Source organism: Streptomyces kurssanovii (genome assembly GCF_040677245.1).
GTDB lineage: Bacteria > Actinomycetota > Actinomycetes > Streptomycetales > Streptomycetaceae > Streptomyces > Streptomyces kurssanovii.
In genome coordinates, this window is sequence record NZ_JBFAQK010000044.1 from 1 (window position 1) to 17,390 (window position 17,390).

12 protein-coding genes and 1 pseudogene are annotated in these 17,390 nt (G+C 71.0%); 4 read left to right on the forward strand and 9 right to left on the reverse strand.

Annotation, left to right across the window (positions count from 1 at the left end; all coding sequences use genetic code 11):
- Positions 1-144 precede the first annotated feature (144 nt).
- A pseudogene (locus AB0K36_RS25305) lies at positions 145-384 on the reverse strand (hypothetical protein); the annotation flags it as partial.
- Positions 385-535: 151 nt separating this feature from the next.
- Entirely contained in the window at positions 536-1,948 is a 1,413-nt protein-coding gene (proS, locus tag AB0K36_RS25310; protein WP_364598525.1) for a proline--tRNA ligase, read from the reverse strand.
- Between the two features lie 208 nt (positions 1,949-2,156).
- Between proS and AB0K36_RS25315 the strand changes: the two genes are divergently transcribed.
- Positions 2,157-2,957, forward strand: coding sequence for a methyltransferase domain-containing protein (locus AB0K36_RS25315; RefSeq protein ID WP_364598528.1), 801 nt, complete (start codon positions 2,157-2,159; stop codon positions 2,955-2,957).
- A gap of 69 nt (positions 2,958-3,026) precedes the next feature.
- Here the strand turns inward: AB0K36_RS25315 and ffh are convergent, their stop codons facing one another.
- The 5 genes from ffh to nsdA form a co-directional block, all read right to left on the reverse strand.
- Positions 3,027-4,580, reverse strand: a complete 1,554-nt coding sequence (ffh, locus tag AB0K36_RS25320) for a signal recognition particle protein (RefSeq protein ID WP_364598531.1) — start codon at positions 4,578-4,580, stop codon at positions 3,027-3,029.
- A 227-nt stretch (positions 4,581-4,807) separates the two neighbouring features.
- Entirely contained in the window at positions 4,808-7,258 is a 2,451-nt protein-coding gene (locus AB0K36_RS25325; RefSeq protein WP_364598534.1) for a [protein-PII] uridylyltransferase, read from the reverse strand.
- Positions 7,259-7,286: 28 nt separating this feature from the next.
- Positions 7,287-7,625, reverse strand: coding sequence for a P-II family nitrogen regulator (locus AB0K36_RS25330; RefSeq protein WP_005311372.1), 339 nt, complete (start codon positions 7,623-7,625; stop codon positions 7,287-7,289).
- Complete coding sequence (locus tag AB0K36_RS25335) at positions 7,622-8,980, reverse strand: ammonium transporter (RefSeq protein ID WP_364598537.1); 1,359 nt, start codon at positions 8,978-8,980, stop codon at positions 7,622-7,624. Before AB0K36_RS25335 ends, AB0K36_RS25330 begins: the two co-directional genes overlap by 4 nt.
- 314 nt (positions 8,981-9,294) lie before the next feature.
- Positions 9,295-10,767 carry a transcriptional repressor NsdA gene (gene nsdA / locus AB0K36_RS25340; protein WP_364598540.1) on the reverse strand — a complete coding sequence of 491 codons (1,473 nt, stop codon included), beginning with the start codon at positions 10,765-10,767 and terminating at the stop codon, positions 9,295-9,297.
- A gap of 427 nt (positions 10,768-11,194) precedes the next feature.
- Here nsdA and AB0K36_RS25345 point away from each other — a divergent pair, with 427 nt between their 5' ends.
- On the forward strand, positions 11,195-11,857 hold the full coding sequence (locus AB0K36_RS25345) for a bifunctional DNA primase/polymerase (protein WP_189473376.1): 663 nt from the start codon (positions 11,195-11,197) through the stop codon (positions 11,855-11,857).
- 66 nt (positions 11,858-11,923) lie between these two features.
- Here the strand turns inward: AB0K36_RS25345 and ftsY are convergent, their stop codons facing one another.
- A complete protein-coding gene (gene ftsY, locus AB0K36_RS25350; protein WP_189473377.1) occupies positions 11,924-13,147 on the reverse strand; it encodes a signal recognition particle-docking protein FtsY in 1,224 nt (407 codons plus the stop codon).
- Positions 13,148-13,312: 165 nt separating this feature from the next.
- On the opposite strand from ftsY, the gene AB0K36_RS25355 reads away from it, so the two are divergent.
- On the forward strand, positions 13,313-14,767 hold the full coding sequence (locus AB0K36_RS25355; RefSeq protein WP_364598544.1) for a cytosine permease: 1,455 nt from the start codon (positions 13,313-13,315) through the stop codon (positions 14,765-14,767).
- Between the two features lie 59 nt (positions 14,768-14,826).
- Positions 14,827-15,798 carry an LLM class flavin-dependent oxidoreductase gene (locus AB0K36_RS25360; protein WP_364598547.1) on the forward strand — a complete coding sequence of 324 codons (972 nt, stop codon included), beginning with the start codon at positions 14,827-14,829 and terminating at the stop codon, positions 15,796-15,798.
- A 40-nt stretch (positions 15,799-15,838) separates the two neighbouring features.
- On the opposite strand, the gene AB0K36_RS25365 is transcribed toward AB0K36_RS25360, so the two are convergent.
- The gene (locus AB0K36_RS25365; RefSeq protein WP_364598550.1) at positions 15,839-17,260 is read right to left on the reverse strand and encodes a sugar porter family MFS transporter; all 1,422 of its coding nucleotides are present in this window, start codon (positions 17,258-17,260) and stop codon (positions 15,839-15,841) included.
- Positions 17,261-17,390 lie beyond the last annotated feature (130 nt).

A 17,390-nucleotide genomic window follows, 5' to 3' on the forward strand; every position in this document is an offset into this window, starting at 1 on the left:
CGGGATGTCGGCTCGTGCGGATCGGCGGACGGCGGTCGGCGCGGCGGACGGAGCGGGCCTCACGGCCGTGTGCTCCGGGCTGCCCCCGGCCGTGGGCGGGGCCGGCCGGGGGGGGGGGGTGGGGGCGGCGGGGGGGGGGGGGTGGTCACGGACACCTCGCGCGGCGGCGATGCCGTGGACTGCTTCGTGAAGCAGTCGCTCGAAGGAGAGCTCGGCGCCGCAGGCGGACGAGGACTCTCCGATCAGGGATTCGGGCGCGGCGAGATCCGGCAGCTCGGGGTGGTGCCGCTGAATGTCGGCCCACGCCTGTGCCAGCTCTGCGGCGAGAACAGGTGGTGTCGTGCTCACGTCGTGATAACGAGCCGGACGGCCAGCGGGTTCCATTCCGGGCCATCCCAAATAATTTGCACGTACCAGTCAGTTGCCGTCACTTGCCGTTGATACGTCCTGACGAGGGCGGGTGCGTCGATCTGCGGAGGACCTTCACAGCTCCCACCAAGGTGGTACGTAGCGGCGCGCTCCCGCGGGCGGGGCGTCAGTAGGCCCGGGCCACGATCGCGACAGTACCGGGTGCGTCGTCAGCCTCCGGCACCGACCCGTCCTCGGCCACGAGACAGCGCACCGAGACGGCCTGCTCCGCGAGCGTGGCCTCGCCCTCCTGCCCCAGCGTCGCCCACGGAATGCGGGCCCATCCGCCGGCGGCCGCCGCTTCCGCGGCCTCCTCGATGGTGCTGACGTCGCTGGTGCGCGACTCGCGGCGGGACCGGGACTGCTCGAGCAGCAGCGCCTGGTCGTCCTCGAGGATCTTCGGCAGCAGCGCGGCGAGCGATTCGAGGCTCACCGGCTCCTTGCCTCCGGGGATGCGACGGGCCAGCATCGCGGTGCCCGCCTCCAGGTCCCGCGGTCCGATCTCGATCCGCACCGGCACGCCCTTGAGCTCCCAGTCGACCGCGCGGCGGCCGAAGGGGGTGTCCACCCGGTCGTCGACCTGGACCCGCAGACCGGCGGCCGAGAGCTGCCGGCCGAGCTCGCGCACCTTGGCGACGGCCTCGTCGCCCTTGATGGCCATGACGACGACCTGGACGGCGGCGAGCCTCGGCGGGACGCGCAGGCCGTTGTCGTCGCCGTGGGACATGATCAGCCCGCCCACCATGCGGGTCGACACGCCCCAGGACGTCTGCCAGACCAGTTCCTGCTGCCCGTCCTTCGACAGGTACGACGTGTTGAACGCCTTGGCGAAGTTGGTGCCGAGCTCATGGCTCGTGCCCATCTGCAGAGCCTTGCCGTCGCCCATCATCCCTTCCAGGGTGAGGGTGTTGATGGCGCCGGCGAACCGCTCCCTGGGCGTCTTGCGGCCGAGCACCACGTCGATGCCGAGCACGTTGACCATGAAGTCGGCGTAGACGTCGCGGTGGATGTGGGCGGCGTAGTCCCTGGCGTCCTCGTACGTGGCGTGGGCGGTGTGCCCCTCCTGCCAGAGGAATTCGGTCGTCCGCAGGAAGACCCGGGGCCGCATCTCCCAACGGACCACGTTCGCCCACTGGTTGATCAGCAGCGGCAGATCCCGGTAGCTCTGCACCCATTTGGAGAAGTAGTCGTTGATGATCGTCTCGGACGTGGGGCGCACCACGACCGGCTCCTCGAGCTCCTTGCCGCCACCGTGCGTGACCACCGCGAGTTCGGGCGCGAAGCCCTCGACGTGCTCAGCCTCGCGAGTCAGGTAAGACTGGGGGATGAAGAGCGGGAAGTAGGCGTTCTGAGCGCCCGCGGCCTTGATGCGGGCGTCCATCTCCTGCTGCATCCGCTCCCACAGGCCGTAGCCGTACGGTCGGATGACCATGGTGCCGCGCACCGGGCCGTTGTCCGCCAGTTCGGCCTTGTTGATCAGGTCCTGGTACCAGCGCGGGAAATCTTCCGACCGGGGCGTGAGAACGGGTGCCTTTGCCATGGCGGGCATCGTACGGCGATGCGGGACCTACACGTGAATCGGCCAGGTTGCCCGGGGTGAACGCCTCGGGGCGCAAGCAGTGCCGCACAACCCCTGGACGTGGGGACGCCCGCGCAGTTCTCTGGCATACGGGGAAGCGCGGATCGTACGCACACGGGGGCTGACCTTCAGGGTATTACCGACCTCTCGGCGGATTGGGGCGCTTTCGATGACACCTACGCTCGTCCAGCACCGACCCCACAAGGCGTCGGCGACCTCTGCGGAAGCCGGCACACGTGCCCGGGACTGGGCCGAGATCCAGGAACGCATGCTCGTGCCGCTCTACGAAGCGGTCTACGAACGCCTCGAGGTGGGCGCCGCTTCACGGCTGCTGGCCCTGGGGTGCGGCTCCGGCCTCGCCCTGCTGATCGCCAGGACCCGCGGTGCCACGGTGACGGGCGTCGACACCGACAGCGACCGTCTCGCCCTCGCCCGGGAACGGATGGACGGCAGTCCCACGGCCCGGCTGGTGGACGGCGGACCGGGCGACGCGGGCCCCGCCCGCCCCGCCTACAACCTGATCACCGCGTTTCAGCCGATCGGGTGCGGCGCGGGCGACGCGGAGGACCTGGAACAGGCTCTCAAGGACGCGGTCGGTCTCACGGAGCGCAGGAGCCTCGTGGTGCTCACCGGCTGGGGTCCGCCGGAGCGGTGCGCCACGTCCGGGGTGCTGAGGGTGGCCGGGGAACGCCGGCGTTCCGCCCACCGTGACGCCCTGGAGGACATCGCCGCGCGCGCGGGCCTGAACCCGGACGGCTCGGGCCGGGTGGCCTGCCCGTTCGGCTACGCGGACGTGGACAGCGCGGTACGGGGTCTGATGTCGACCGGTCTCTACGACGCGGCCGTGCGCGAGACCGACCAGGCGCAGGTCGGGAAGGAGATCGCCGAGGCGCTCCACGACCACCGGCGGCCGGACGGGACGGTCTGGATGCCCAACGTGTTCCGTTATCTGATCGCCCGGACGCCCTGACGCGCGTACGACGAGGGCCCGCGACCGTGTCGGTCGCGGGCCCTTCGGCTGTCCCGGTGGGGCAGTGGATCAGCCCATGAACTTCTTGAACTCGTCGGGCAGCTCGAAGTCCTTGCCCGGCTCGCCGGCCGGCAGCCCGAAGGCGCCGCCCTGCGCCGCCGCCTGCTCGCGCCGCTCCGCGGCTGCCTGCTCCTCGGCCTTGCGCTTCATCGGGTTGCCGCTCTTGCGCTTGCCCTTGGCCTGCTTCTGCTGCTTCTTCTGCCGGCCGGGGCCACCACCCATGCCGGGCATCCCCGGCATACCGGGCATGCCGCCGCCCTGAGCCATCCGCGACATCATCTTGCGGGCCTCGAAGAACCGCTCCACCAGGCCCTTGACCGCACTGACCTCGACACCGGAACCCTTGGCGATACGAGCGCGGCGGGAACCGTTGATGATCGTCGGGTCCTGGCGTTCACCGGGGGTCATCGACTTGATGATCGCGGCCGTACGGTCCACGTCACGCTCGTCGATGTTGTTGATCTGGTCCTTCATCTGGGCCATGCCGGGCAGCATGCCGAGCAGCTTCGAGATGGAGCCCATCTTGCGGACCTGTTCCATCTGGGCCAGGAAGTCGTCGAGCGTGAACTCCTTGCCCTTGCTGCTCGCCAGCTTGGAGGCCATCTTGGCGGCCTCTTCCTGGCTGAAGGTCTGCTCGGCCTTCTCGATCAGGGAGAGCATGTCGCCCATGCCGAGGATGCGGGACGCCATGCGGTCCGGGTGGAACGCGTCGAAGTCGTCCAGCTTCTCGCCGTTGGAGGCGAACATGATCTGCTTGCCGGTGACGTGGGCGACGGAGAGCGCGGCACCGCCTCGGGCGTCACCGTCCAGCTTCGACAGGACCACGCCGTCGAAGCCGACGCCGTCGCGGAAGGCCTCCGCGGTGTTGACGGCGTCCTGACCGATCATGGCGTCGACGACGAACAGGATCTCGTCGGGGCTGACGGCGTCGCGGATGTCCGCGGCCTGCTGCATCAGTTCCTGGTCGATACCGAGACGGCCGGCGGTGTCGACGATGACGATGTCGTACTGGCGGGTCCGCGCGTGCTCGATCGAGTCCTTCGCGACCTGGACCGGGTCGCCGACGCCGTTGCCGGGCTCGGGTGCGTAGACGGCGACACCGGCGCGCTCCGCGACGACCGCGAGCTGGTTGACGGCGTTGGGGCGCTGGAGGTCACAGGCGACGAGCAGGGGCGAGTGCCCCTGACTCTTGAGCCAGAGGCCGAGCTTTCCGGCGAGGGTGGTCTTACCGGCGCCCTGGAGACCGGCGAGCATGATCACGGTGGGCGCCGTCTTGGCGAACCGCAGACGGCGGGTCTCGCCGCCGAGGATGCCGATGAGCTCCTCGTTGACGATCTTGATGACCTGCTGGCTCGGGTTCAGGGCCTTGGAGACCTCGGCACCGAGGGAACGGGCCTTGACCTGCTTGATGAACTCCCGGACCACCGGAAGAGCGACATCCGCCTCGAGCAGGGCGATACGGATTTCCCGGGCCGCGCCGTCGATATCGGCCTCAGAGAGGCGTCCTTTGCCCCGCAGCGTCTTGAAGGTATTCGCCAAGCGGTCGGAGAGAGTATCGAACACGGCGCTCGTCGGTCCTCAGGGTCGGGGGCGGTGGATCGCCCTCCAGAGTATCGGGCCCTGCGGAGGAATCGTCCCCGCCCACTGGATCGGGGGCGGGCGGGGACACATCCCCGCGGTGGCGGGGAGCGGCCGGCGGGGCCGACGATCAGGACGTCGTGGCCCGGGCCGCCCCGCCGGGGCGGGGAGCACGACCTGCTCAACGAGCGGCCGAGCCGTCCGTCACCCCCTCATCGCAGCGCCTCCTCCACGCTCTTCGCCAGGGCCGCCGCCTCCGCGTCGCCGAGCGGCGAGCCCGTCTCGTCCGTCACGTACAACGTGTCCACGGCGTTCGCGCCGAGCGTCGAGACGTGGGCGCTGCGGACCCGTACCGCCGCCCCCTCCAGGGCCCGCCCGATCCTGTGCAGCAGGCCGGGGGCGTCGTGTGCGCGGACCTCGATGACCGTGGCGAGGCGCGATCCGGCCGCGGCCACCGTCACCCGCGGCGGAGGCGCCTTGACGCCCCGCCGCCGGGGATAGGCGGCCTCCCGCTCCGCCAGGCGGCCGCGGATGTCCAGTGAGCCGTCCAGGGCACGCACGAGGTCGGCGCGGAGCCGGGACGCCTGCGGCAGGGAGCCGTACTCGGCGGCGACCCGCCAGTTCAGGACCAGGACGGCCCCGTCCCCCACCTCGCTGGGCAGGTCGATCGCCCTGAGGTCCGCGGCGCGGACGGTGAGGCGGTGGAGCGCGAGGACCCCGGCGACCGCGGGCAGCACGCCCGGCTGGTCGGGCAGCGCGATGAGCAGTTCGACGCCGACGGGTTCCGGCCCGCCGTCCTCGGCCGGGGCCTCCGGCTGGGCGTGCAGCGCGAGGACGGGTTCGCCGGTGCGCAGGGCCTCGATCGCCAGGCGTTCCTGTTCGGCGCTGGGGGCGGCCTGGTCCGGCTCGGCCGGGGTGTCGCCCGCGAGGACCGCCGCCACGCGCCCGACCAGGTCGGCCACGAGGGAACCGCGCCAGGACGACCAGGCCGCAGGGCCGGTGGCGAGGGCGTCCGCCTCGGTGAGCGCGTGCAGCAGTTCCAGGGTTCCGGCCGAGCCGACGACGGTGGCCACGGAGGCGACCGTCGCGGGGTCGTCGAGATCCCGCCTGGTCGCCGTCTCGATGAGCAGCAGGTGGTGGCGGACGAGGGTGGCGATGACGCCCACGTCCGTCCGGTCGAAGCCGATCCGGGTGGCCACGTCGCGGGCGATGGTCTCGCCGGCGACGGAGTGGTCGCCCGGCCAGCCCTTGCCGATGTCGTGCAGCAGCGCGGCGACGAGCAGCAGGTCCGGGCGGCCGACGTGCCGGGTCAGCTCCGACGCCTTGACCGCGGTCTCGACGAGATGCCGGTCGACGGTCCAGGTGTGCACGGCGTTGCGCTGGGGCCGGCACCGGACGCGTTCCCAGTCGGGGACGAGCCGGGTGATCAGGCCCTCGGCCTCGAGGGCCTCCCAGACGGGGACGGTCGGCTCCCCCGCGCCGAGCAGCGTGACCAGCTCCTCGCGGGCCTCCGCGGGCCAGGGCACGGGCAGCGGGCCGGTGGTCATGGCCTGGCCGAGGCGCCGGACCGCGTGCCGGGAGATCGGAAGACCGGACTGGGCTGCCGCGGCGGCGGCGCGGAGCGGGAGGACCGGGTCGCGCTCCGGGCGCGCGGTCCGGGCGAGGACCACTTCGCCGTCGAGTTCGACGACGCCCTCGGCGAGCGGGGTGCGCTCGGGCTGCGGGGGCCGTCCGCCCAGCATGGCCCGGAGCCTCGGCCGCACCGCACGGGAGCGCAGGACCCGGCTGACCTCCCGCCAGGTGACGTCGGTGGCGTACGAGACGGTCCGCGCGGCCTCGTACACCTGGCGCAGCAGGGCGTCGGCGTCGAGAAGGCCGAGCTCGGCCGCGACCTGGTCCTGTTCCTGGAGGGCGAGACGGTCGGTGGCGCGTCCGGTGGTGAGGTGGAGCGCGTCGCGGACGTCGAGAAGAACGCGGCGGGCCTCCGCGAGCCCTTCGCGAGGGGCGTCGGCGAGCCATGAGGCGGCTACCGCGCGGAGCGCGGTGACGTCCCTCAGTCCGCCTCTGGCCTCCTTCAGATCAGGCTCGAGGAGGTACTGGAGCTCGCCCTGCCGGGTGGCACGTTCACGGCAGAGTTCGTCGAGTTCCGGCAGTCGCCGCGGTGCCTGGTTGCGCCAGTCGGCGAGCACGGCGGTGCGCAGGGAGGCGACCAGCCCGAGGTCACCGGCCACGGGCCGGGCGTCGAGCAGCCCGAGCTGCACCTTGAGGTCCTCGCCCGCGGTCTTCCGGGCCTCGGCGGGCGTGCGGACGGAGTGGTCGAGGGCGAGGCCGAGGTCCCAGACCGGGTACCAGATCCGGTCGGCGATCGCGGCGACGGCCGCCGGGGACGCGGTGCCGTCGTGGAGCAGCAGGAGGTCGAGGTCGCTGCGCGGGGAGAGTTCGCCGCGGCCGTAGCCGCCGACGGCGACGAGCGCCGCGCCCCGGACGCCCTGTTCCAGCGCCGCGGCGGCGAAGAGGGCGGACAGCCATTCGTCGGTCAGCTTCGCCAGGGCCGCACGGCGCGGCGGCCCGGACCGCTCCTTCTCGGTGAGAAGGAGCAGCCGGGCCGCCGCATAGCCGCTGGGTCCGGTGTCTTCCGTTTCTTCGGTCACGTCCAGGCTCACCCAGCAGCTCCCTTGTCCGTGTTCGCTCTTACAGGGCGTCGGGGCCGCGCTCGCCGGTGCGGACCCGGACCGCCGTGTCGACCGGGACGCTCCAGACCTTGCCGTCGCCGATCTTTCCGGTGCGGGCGGCCTTGACGATCACGTCCACGAGCTGTTCGGCGTCGTCGTCCTCGACCAGCACCTCGATGCGGATCTTGGGGACGAGGTCGACGGTGTACTCCGCGCCGCGGTAGACCTCGGTGTGACCGCGCTGCCGGCCGTAGCCGCTGGCCTCCGTGACCGTGAGGCCCTGGACGCCGAAGGCCTGGAGGGCCTCCTTGATCTCGTCCAGCCGGTGCGGCTTCACGACTGCGGTGATGAGCTTCATGCGTCCACCTTCTTGTTCTGTCCAGCGCCTGCCACAGCGTCCACGGCGGAGGGTACGGCCTTGCGGGAGCCCGTTCCGCCGCCGGCGCCGCTGAAGTCGTACGCGGTCTCGGCGTGCTCGACCTGGTCGATGCCGGAGACCTCGACGTCCTCGTCCACCCTCATGCCGATCGTCTTGTCGAGGACGAAGGCGAGGATCGCGGAGACGACCAGGGAGTAGGCGAGCACCGCGAAGACACCGATGGCCTGCTTGCCGAGCTGGTCGAGGCCGCCTCCGTAGAAGAGGCCCTTGACCTCGGACTGGACGCCGCCGGTGGCGAACAGGCCGACCAGCAGGGAGCCGACGACACCGCCGACGAGGTGGACGCCGACGACGTCCAGGGAGTCGTCGTAGCCGAACCTGAACTTCAGACCGACGGCCATGGCGCACAGCAGACCGGCGATGACACCGACGGCGATCGCGCCGAGCGGGGAGACGGCGCCGCCGGACGGGGTGATGGCGACGAGGCCGGCGACCGCGCCGGACGCGGCGCCGAGGGTGGTGAAGGCGCCGTGGCGGATCTTCTCGTACGCGAGCCAGGCGAGCATGGCGGCGGCGGTGGCGACCTGGGTGTTGACGAACATCACCGCGCCGACGCCGTCGTCGTTGCCGAGCCACGAGCCGGCGTTGAAGCCGAACCAGCCGAACCACAGGAGACCGGCGCCGAGCATGACCAGCGGGAGGCTGTGCGGGCGCATCGGGTCCTTCTTGAAGCCGACGCGCTTGCCGATGACGAGGATCACGCCGAGGGCCGCGGCACCGGCGTTGATGTGGACGGCCGTGCCACCGGCGAAGTCGATGACGCCCATCTCGAAGAGCCAGCCACCCGCGCCCCAGACCCAGTGAGCGACCGGGAAGTAGACGACCGTGGCCCACAGGGTGATGAACAGGGCCCAGGCGGTGAACTTCACGCGGTCCGCGAGGGCGCCGCTGATCAGGGCCGGCGTGATGATCGCGAACATCAGCTGGAAGACGGCGAAGACGTACACCGGGATGGTGTAGCCGTCCCACAGCTCGGTGATGCCGATGCCGCTGAGACCGACGTAGTCGGAGCTCCAGCCGATGATCGAGCCGGAGTCGGTGCCGAAGGCAAGGCTGAAGCCGTACAGCACCCAGAGGATGGTGACGATCCCGAGGCTGATGAAGCTCATCATCAGCATGTTCAGGGTGCTCTTGACCCGGACCATGCCTCCGTAGAAGAAGGCCAGTCCCGGGGTCATGAGCATCACCAGGGCGGAACAGATGAGCATGAACCCTGTATTGGCGGCAGACAGCTCAGGGGCGTCTGCGGCAAGGGTCGAGATGCCTGGGGGCATCGGCGTCTCCTCGTCGTCGTGCGGCCGCGTGCGGGCGGAGCCAGTGCGGTGGAGGGGCGGGCCGGACAGCCCCTTTGCGCCATGAGGTTGGCGCAGCGCCGTTTCCGCAGATGCCGCTCGATGTTTCGCGGCCGTGACGAAGAGGTCCGGCGTGTTACGCCGTCATGAACAGGCTGATCGCCCGCGGTCACCGAGAGTATCCTCTGCGCACATCGGAAACCGGCCGCGACACTCACCCGGATGACTTGGCACGGGGGGAGCCGAGTCGGGCAGTTCGGGGTGGGCGTCGCGGCCGGGGTCTGAGGTGCCGCCGGTCAGACCGCTTCTGCGGTCTCGGGCAGCTGGGCGGTGAGCAGGTCGGTGAACTGGACGACTTCCGCGACGTCGCCGAAGTCCCTGGCCGCCGTGTCGACGGTCTTGCGCAGCCGGGTGTTGACCCGCTCGGAGCGGACCCGCTTGGCGACCTTCAGCGCCTCGCCGGCCAGGGCGGTGGCTTGTTCCGGCTCCCTCTTGAGGAGGTGGACCGTGGCCATCCCGACCAGGTTGAGTGCGTACGACCGCTGGTGCTCGTCGTCCTGCTGGAAGAGCTCGACGGCACGCTCCATGATCGGCTCGGCGAGCGACGCGTAGGTGGGGCTGCGGCCCGCCACATAGGCGAGGTCGCGGTAGGAGTGGGCGTTCTCGCCGTTGAGCTCGGCCTCGGAGAAGAAGCGGATCCAGTCGGGCTCGGGCTCGGTGTCGAAGCCGATGTCGGCGAAGGTGTCCTCCGCCATCCGCACGGCCCGCCGGCACTTGCTGGGCTGGCCCATGTTGGCGTAGGCGCGGGCCTCCATCGCATACAGCATGGCCTGGGTGCGCGCGGTGGCGCAGTCACGGCTGCCGTACTGGGCGAGGTGGATGAGTTCGAGGGCGTCGTCGGGCCGGCCGAGGTGGATCATCTGCCGGCTCATGGACGACAGGACGTACGAGCCGAGCGGCTTGTCACCGGCCTCCTTGGAGGCGTGCAGCGCGAGGACGAAGTACTTCTGCGCGGTCGGCTGGAGCCCCACGTCGTAGCTCATCCATCCGGCGAGCTCGGCCAGTTCGGCGGCGCATTTGAACAGGCGGCGCAGGGTGGCGGGGGGCTGCGGCTCCTGCAGCAGGTCGGTGACCTCGTGGAGCTGGCCGACGACGGCCTTCCTGCGCAGCCCGCCGCCGCACTGGGCGTCCCACTGGCGGAACATCGCGGTGGTGGCCTCGAGCAGGTCGAGCTCCGGCCCCGACAGCCGGCCTCCCCTGCGGGTCGTGGCGGGCGCCTCCTCAGCGGCCTCCGCGGCCGGGGCGGGGACGAGCCAGCGCTGCATGGGCTCGACGAGGGCGGCCCCCGCGGCGAGCGAGAGCGAGGTACCGAGGAAGCCGCGGCGCGCGAGCATCAGGTCGCTTCTGGAGAACTCGCTGAGCAGGGCGACGGTCTGGTCACCGGCCCAGGGCAGGTCCACGCCGGACACGGAGGGTGCCTGGTGGGCGGAGCGCAGGCCGAGGTCCTCGACCGCGACGACGCTGCCGAAGCGTTCGGAGAAGAGCTCGGACAGGATCCGGGGGATCGGCTCGCGCGGCTGTTCGCCGTCCAGCCAGCGCCGCACCCGGGAGGTGTCCGTGCTGATGTGGTGTGCGCCCATCTGCCGTGCCCTGCGGTTCACTTGGCGCGCCAGCTCGCCCTTCGACCAGCCGCTGCGCATGAACCAGGAGTTCAGCTGTTCGTTGGGGCGCTTGCCGGTGCTCGTACCGTCTGCGCCGCTGCCGCTCACTGGAATGCCCCCATCCGCCGAAGCCTCATCGCCCGAACCCGTACCAGAATGCCGCCTGTTGCGGCTTCCTGTGACCGGGTTGCACCCGTCGAACAGAGAGACGGGTTGCCCCCGGCATACCCGGAAGCGGACTGCAATTGCAGGTCGATGTACCGACGGTAATCCTACGATCACGCCTCCAGCGAGTGGGATTGCAGAATCGCCACCATTCGCCACCCCTCCGGGTGAACCCACTTGCCGCCAGGCGCGATTCACTTGACAGACGACAATCGGCAACGGATGGAGCGTTGCGCGTACAGGCGCGCGCCGCGTTCCGCACTCCCCCACGCACCACCGCACCCCGCCGAAACCCCGACCGGGGACGACGGAGAGTCACAGGGGGACTTCGAGTCGTAACCACCGGCGAGCAGGACCCGTTGGAGGGGGCATGGGCTTCACGATCGGCGGCACCCGAGGGATCAGTCAGATCCGGGTCGGCTCCCGGCGCCGCGGGCGCGCGACAGAGGCCACAGCGGTGGCCGAGTACACCGGACTGTGGGGCTGGGCGGTGGTTCCCGGCGCACGGGCCGCGTCCGGCAAGTGCTCCTGCGGCAGGGCACAGTGCGAGTCGCCGGGAGCACATCCCCTCGGCTTCGCGCTCGAGGTCCCGGCAGGCGCCACGCTCGACGAGGCGGGCAAGGCCTGGGCGGATGTGCCCGGGGCATCCCTGCTGCTGCCGGTCGGCCGGAGCTTCGACGTCCTGGACGTCGCGGCGCCGGCGGGCCGCCGGGCCCTGGTGCGCATGGAGCGCATGGGCCTGCCGCTCGGCCCGGTCACGGTCACGCCGGACGGCCGCTGCCAGTTCTTCGTGGCCCCCGGCGCGGCGGCCGAGCTGCCCCGGCTGCTGTACCGGATGGGCTGGGACGACGCCGACCTCGACCTGCGCTGCCTCGGCCCCGGCGACCACGTCACCGCCCCGCCGTCCGACCACGGCGGCCTGGGCCCCGTCCGGTGGCTGCGGCCCCCGTCCCTGGACACGGCGGCGTCACCGCCGGAGGCCCGGCTGCTGCTCGGCACCCTGGCGTACATCTGCCACCGCAGCCGGCCCTGAGCCCGGGCACGGGAGCGCCCGGCCGTCCGTGACGGCCGGGCGCTCTCATGCGCGCGGAAGGTGCGTTCAGTCGCCGATCAGGGCGTCGACGAACGCCTCGGGCTCGAACGGGGCGAGATCGTCCGGCCCCTCGCCCAGACCCACGAGCTTGACGGGCACGCCCAGCTCGCGCTGGACGGCGACGACGATGCCGCCCTTGGCGGTGCCGTCCAGCTTGGTCAGCACGATGCCGGTGATGTCCACGACCTCGGCGAAGACCCGCGCCTGCACCAGACCGTTCTGACCGGTGGTGGCGTCGAGGACGAGCAGGACCTCGTCCAGCGGGCCGTGCTTCTCCACGACCCGCTTCACCTTGCCGAGCTCGTCCATCAGGCCGGTCTTGGTGTGCAGCCGGCCGGCGGTGTCGATGAGCACGACGTCCGCGCCTTCGGCGATGCCCTCCTTGACCGAGTCGAAGGCGACCGAGGCCGGGTCGCCGGCCTCCGGCCCCCGCACGGTGCGGGCACCGACGCGCTCGCCCCAGGTCTGCAGCTGATCGGCGGCCGCGGCACGGAAGGTGTCCGCGGCGCCGAGCACGACCGAGCGGCCGTCCGCGACGAGAACGCGGGCGAGCTTGCCGGTGGTGGTGGTCTTACCGGTGCCGTTCACCCCCACGACCATGACGACGGCGGGCGTGTCGAGACCGCTCTCGGTCTTCACCGCGCGGTCGAAGTCGGTGCCCACGAGGTGGAGCAGCTCCTCGCGCAGCAGGGTGCGCAGTTGCTCGGGCGTACGGGTGCCGAGCACCCTCACCCGCTCACGCAGCCGCTCGACGAGCTCCTGGGTGGGGGCGACGCCGACGTCGGCGGTGAGGAGCGTGTCCTCGATCTCCTCCCAGGTGTCCTCGTCGAGGTGCTCACGCGAGAGGAGCGTGAGCAGCCCCTTGCCGAGCGAGTTCTGCGAACGGGCGAGACGGGCACGGAGCCGGACGAGCCGGCCGGCGGTCGGTTCCGGGATCTCGACGGCGGGCGCGGGCGCCTCGGCGACGACCGGGTCCTCGACGGCGACGGGGGTTTCGACGGCGTCCTCGGCCGTCGGAAGGTCGACCTCCTCGATGGTGCGGCGGGGTTCCTCCCGCGGCGTCTCCGCCTCGTCGCCGACGTGCGGTTCGGCGGGCGGAGCAGTGATGGTCGGCGCGGCCGGCGGCGCCTGCGGCGGCAGCTGCTTCTTCTTGCGGCTGCTGACCACGAGGCCGCTGATCGCGCCGATCGCGACCAGGGCGATGACTACGGCAAGGATGACGATTTCCATAACCCGTCCAGTATCGGCCACGGCCGCGCGCACAGAAGAGGTCAGAGGATCACACAAAGGCGGGCTCACCCATTTGGACGTTATGAGCTGTTCGTACGATGCTTGTGGCTTCCGGTTTCTCCGGCAGCCTCCCGGCGTCCCCCCACCCCGTACGGAGCCACTTCCATGCCCCACGCCTCCGAGTCCGAAGGCGCGATAGAGACCCGCGGCCTCGAACCCGTCCCCGACGCGGAGCGCACCGGCCGCGTCCGGGAACTGTTTCCCACCTGGGTCGCCGCCAACATCAGTGTGCTGCTGCTGACGATGGGCGCGGGACTGGTCGTCTTCAACGGCCTGAACTTCTGGCAGGTGCTGACCGTCGCCGTCGCCGCGCCCGTCCTCTCGTACGGGCTCGTGGGCCTGATCTCCGTCGCGGGCAAGCGCGGGGGTTCACCGGGCATGGCCCTGTCCCGCGCGGTCTTCGGGCAGCGCGGGAACCTCTTCCCCGGCTCGCTGATCTGGGTCGCCCGCTGGGGCTGGGAGACGATCAACGCGGTCACCGGCGCCTATGCCGTACTCACGGTGCTGGACCTGCTCTTCGGGATCCGGAGCAGCACGGCGCTGATCATCACGACCCTGCTGCTCTTCGTCGCCTGCACCTTCCTCGTCTCGGGGCTCGGCATAGGCGCCCTCCAGGTGTGCAGCAAGTGGTCGACGTACCTGTTCGGCGCGTTCAGCGTGCTGGTTCTGATCTACCTGGTCGCGAACACCGACTGGTCCGCCGTCTTCGACAAGCCGGCCGGTTCGACGGCGATGATGGTGGCGGGGATCGGCACCATCGCGGCGGGCGGGATCAGCTGGGTCCCGTCGGGTCCGGACTTCACGCGCTACCTGCCGCGCACGGCCTCCGGCCGGGCGATGGTCGGCGCCACCGTCGGCGGCGCGGGCGTCGTCGTTCTGCCGATGGTGCTGATGGGCGCCGTGATGGCGGTGTCCACACCGGACCTGGCGAGCGCCCAGGACCCGGTCGCCTTCATCGGCGAGATCCTGCCCATGTGGCTGGCGGTGCCGTACCTGCTGATCGCCCTCGTCGGCATGCTGCTGATCAACTCCATGTCGATGTACTCGGCCGGATTCACCGCGCAGACCCTGGGCGTGAAGGTGCCCCGCACCTGGGCGGTGAGCGTGAACGCCGTGATCAGCCTGGTGTTCGGCTTCCTGCTGATGGTGGTGGCCACCAGCTTCATCGGCTCCTTCATCTCGTTCCTGACGCTGCTCGCGGTGGCCTTCTCCGCGTGGATCGGCGTCTTCGGTGTCGACATGCTGCGCCGGCCGTCGTACGACGGCTCGGCGCTGATGGACACCACCCGCACGAGCGCCTACTGGTACCGAGGCGGCTTCGCCTGGCAGGCGATGGTGTCGTGGGCGTCGGCGCTGGCGGTGGGACTGCTGTTCACCCGGGTCGACTGGTTCGCCGGCCCGCTCGCGTCGTCCTGGGCGGGCGAGAACGGTCTGGGCTGGGCGGTGACGGTCCTGGTGGCCGCGGGCCTGTACGCGGTGCTGCCGCGCACGGGACCGGCTGCCCAGGCGGACCCCGCACCCGCGGCCCTCGAAGCCGAGCCCGAGACCCTGTCCATCTGACGCAACGTCAGCTAACGTCCCCCTTCGCCGTGCCCATATCTGGCGGAGGGGGACTTCCCATGGCCTTCACGGTTGCCCGGTTCAACATGGTCGACCCGGCCGCGACGCCCGAGACCCTCGCGGCCCGCTACCGTGCCGCCCTGGAAATGGCCGTGTACGCCGACGACCGCGGCGTCGACACGGTCCAGACCGAGGAGCACCACGGCGCCGGGAACAACTGGCTGCCGTCGCCGCTGGCCTTCGCCGGCGCCGTCCTGGGCGCCACCCGCCGCATCGCGGTCACCGTGTCCGCGGTCATCGGCCCGCTGCACGAGCCGCTGCGTATGGCCGAGGATCTCGCCGTGCTGGACCTGATCGGCCAGGGCCGGCTGGTGACCGTGGCGGGGATCGGATACCGGCCCGAGGAGTACGCGCAGCTCGGCGTCGACTGGAGCCGGCGCGGACAGCTCCAGGACGAGCTGCTGGAGACGCTGCTGGCCGCCTGGACCGGCGAGAGCTTCGTATACCGGGGCCGTACCGTGCGGGTCACCCCGCGCCCGTACACCCAGCCGCATCCCCTGCTGATCGTCGGCGGGTCCTCGCGTGCCGCCGCGCGCCGGGCGGCCCGCCTCGGGCTCCCGTTCTTCCCCAGCGCCCACCTGCCGGAGCTCGAGGACTACTACGAGGAGCGGCGGGCCGAGTACGGGACCGACGGCTTCTGCATGATGCCCGCGGAGAAGACGACACTGCTGCACGTGTCGGAGGATCCCGACCGCGCCTGGGCGCTGTACGGCGAGCACTTCCTGCACGAGGCACGGACGTACGCGTCCTGGCAGTCGCCGGACATCCGTTCCGCGGTGCGGTCCGTGGCCGGGACCGTCGGGGAACTGCGCGACGAGGGCGTCTACCGGATCGTGACCCCCGACGAGTGCGTGGCACTGGGTGCGGAGAGTCTGGTGCTGCATCCGCTGTGCGGCGGCATGCCGGTGGACGAGGGATGGCGCAGCCTTCAGCTGCTGTGCGAACACGTACTGCCCCGGCTCACGCGCTGAGCCGGGGCAGTTTCCGTGACGAGGAGAGGGGCAGCGGGGATTAGCCCATCTCCTCCAACGCCTTGCCCTTCGTCTCCTTGACGTACCTCAGTACGAAGGGGATCGAGAGCACGGCGAAGACCGTGTAGATCACATAGGTGCCGGAGAGGTTCCAGTCCGCGAGGCTCGGGAAGCTGGCGGTGATGGCCCAGTTGGCGATCCACTGCGCGGAGGCGGCGACGCCCAGGGCGGCGGCGCGGATCCGGTTCGGGAACATCTCGCCGAGGAAGACCCAGACGACGACGCCCCACGAGAGCGCGAAGAAGAGCACGAAGACGTGGGCGGCGATGAGGGCCACCGCGCCCTGGGTCGCCGGCAGCTTGCCGTCGACGAGGTCGGCGGAGAAGGCCCAGGCCTCGAGGGCCAGCGCGACCGCCATACCGGTGGAGCCGATGAGCGCGAGCGGCCGGCGGCCGATCCGGTCGACCAGCACCATCGCGATCACGGTGCCGATGATGTTGATGATCGACGTGGTGAACGAGTAGAGGAACGAGCTGGACGGGTCGACGCCCACCGACTGCCACAGGGTGGCCGAGTAGTAGAACGCGACGTTGATGCCGACCAGCTGCTGGAAGACCGACAGGCCGATGCCGACCCAGACGATGGGCAGGAAGCCGAAGCGGCTGCCGAGCAGGTCCTTGAAGGAGGACTTGTGCTCCCGGCGCATGGCGAGCTCGATCTCGCCGACCCGGGCGTCCAGGTCGATGCCCTTGCCCTCGACCTCGGCGAGGACCTCCTTCGCCCGGCCGACCTTGCCGACCGAGATGAGGAAGCGCGGCGACTCCGGGATCGCGAAGGACAGGAGCCCGTACAGCACCGCCGGGACGACCATGACGCCGAGCATCCACTGCCAGGCCTCGATGCCGGCGATCTCTCCGCGCTGATCGCCGTCGGCGATCTGGAGGATGCCGTAGTTCACCAGCTGGGAGACCGCGATGCCGATGACGATCGCCGCCTGCTGGAAGGAGGCCAGCCGGCCGCGATAGGCGGCGGGAGATACCTCGGCGATGTAGGCCGGGCCGATGACGGACGCCATGCCGATCGCGAAGCCGCCGATGATCCGCCACATGGCGAGGTCCCAGAGCGCGAACGGGAGCGCGGAGCCCACGGCGCTCAGGGTGAAGAGCACGGCGGCGATCTGCATACAGCGGATGCGGCCGATGCGGTCGGCGATGCGGCCGGCGGTCGCGGCGCCGACGGCGCAGCCGACCAGCGCGACGGCGATGACCTGGGCGAGGGTGCCGGAGCCGATGTCGTAGCGGTGCCGGATTGCCTCGACGGCGCCGTTGATGACGGAGCTGTCATAACCGAAGAGGAAACCGCCCATCGCGGCGGCGGCCGTGATGAAGATGACATGCCCGAGGTGGTCGGGGTGGGCCGAGCGGGCCCCTGATGCCGGTGGCGGCTGCTCAGTGCTGGTCACGTTGTACTCCTGGGGCCGTCCGGCAGCGCCGCCGGACGTGGGGGGGGCGAGCCCTCCAAGTGGGGCACAAGTTTGGGGCGCGCACCACTTGAAGGTAAAAGCGACGTTGCAGAGACTATGCCTTCAAGTT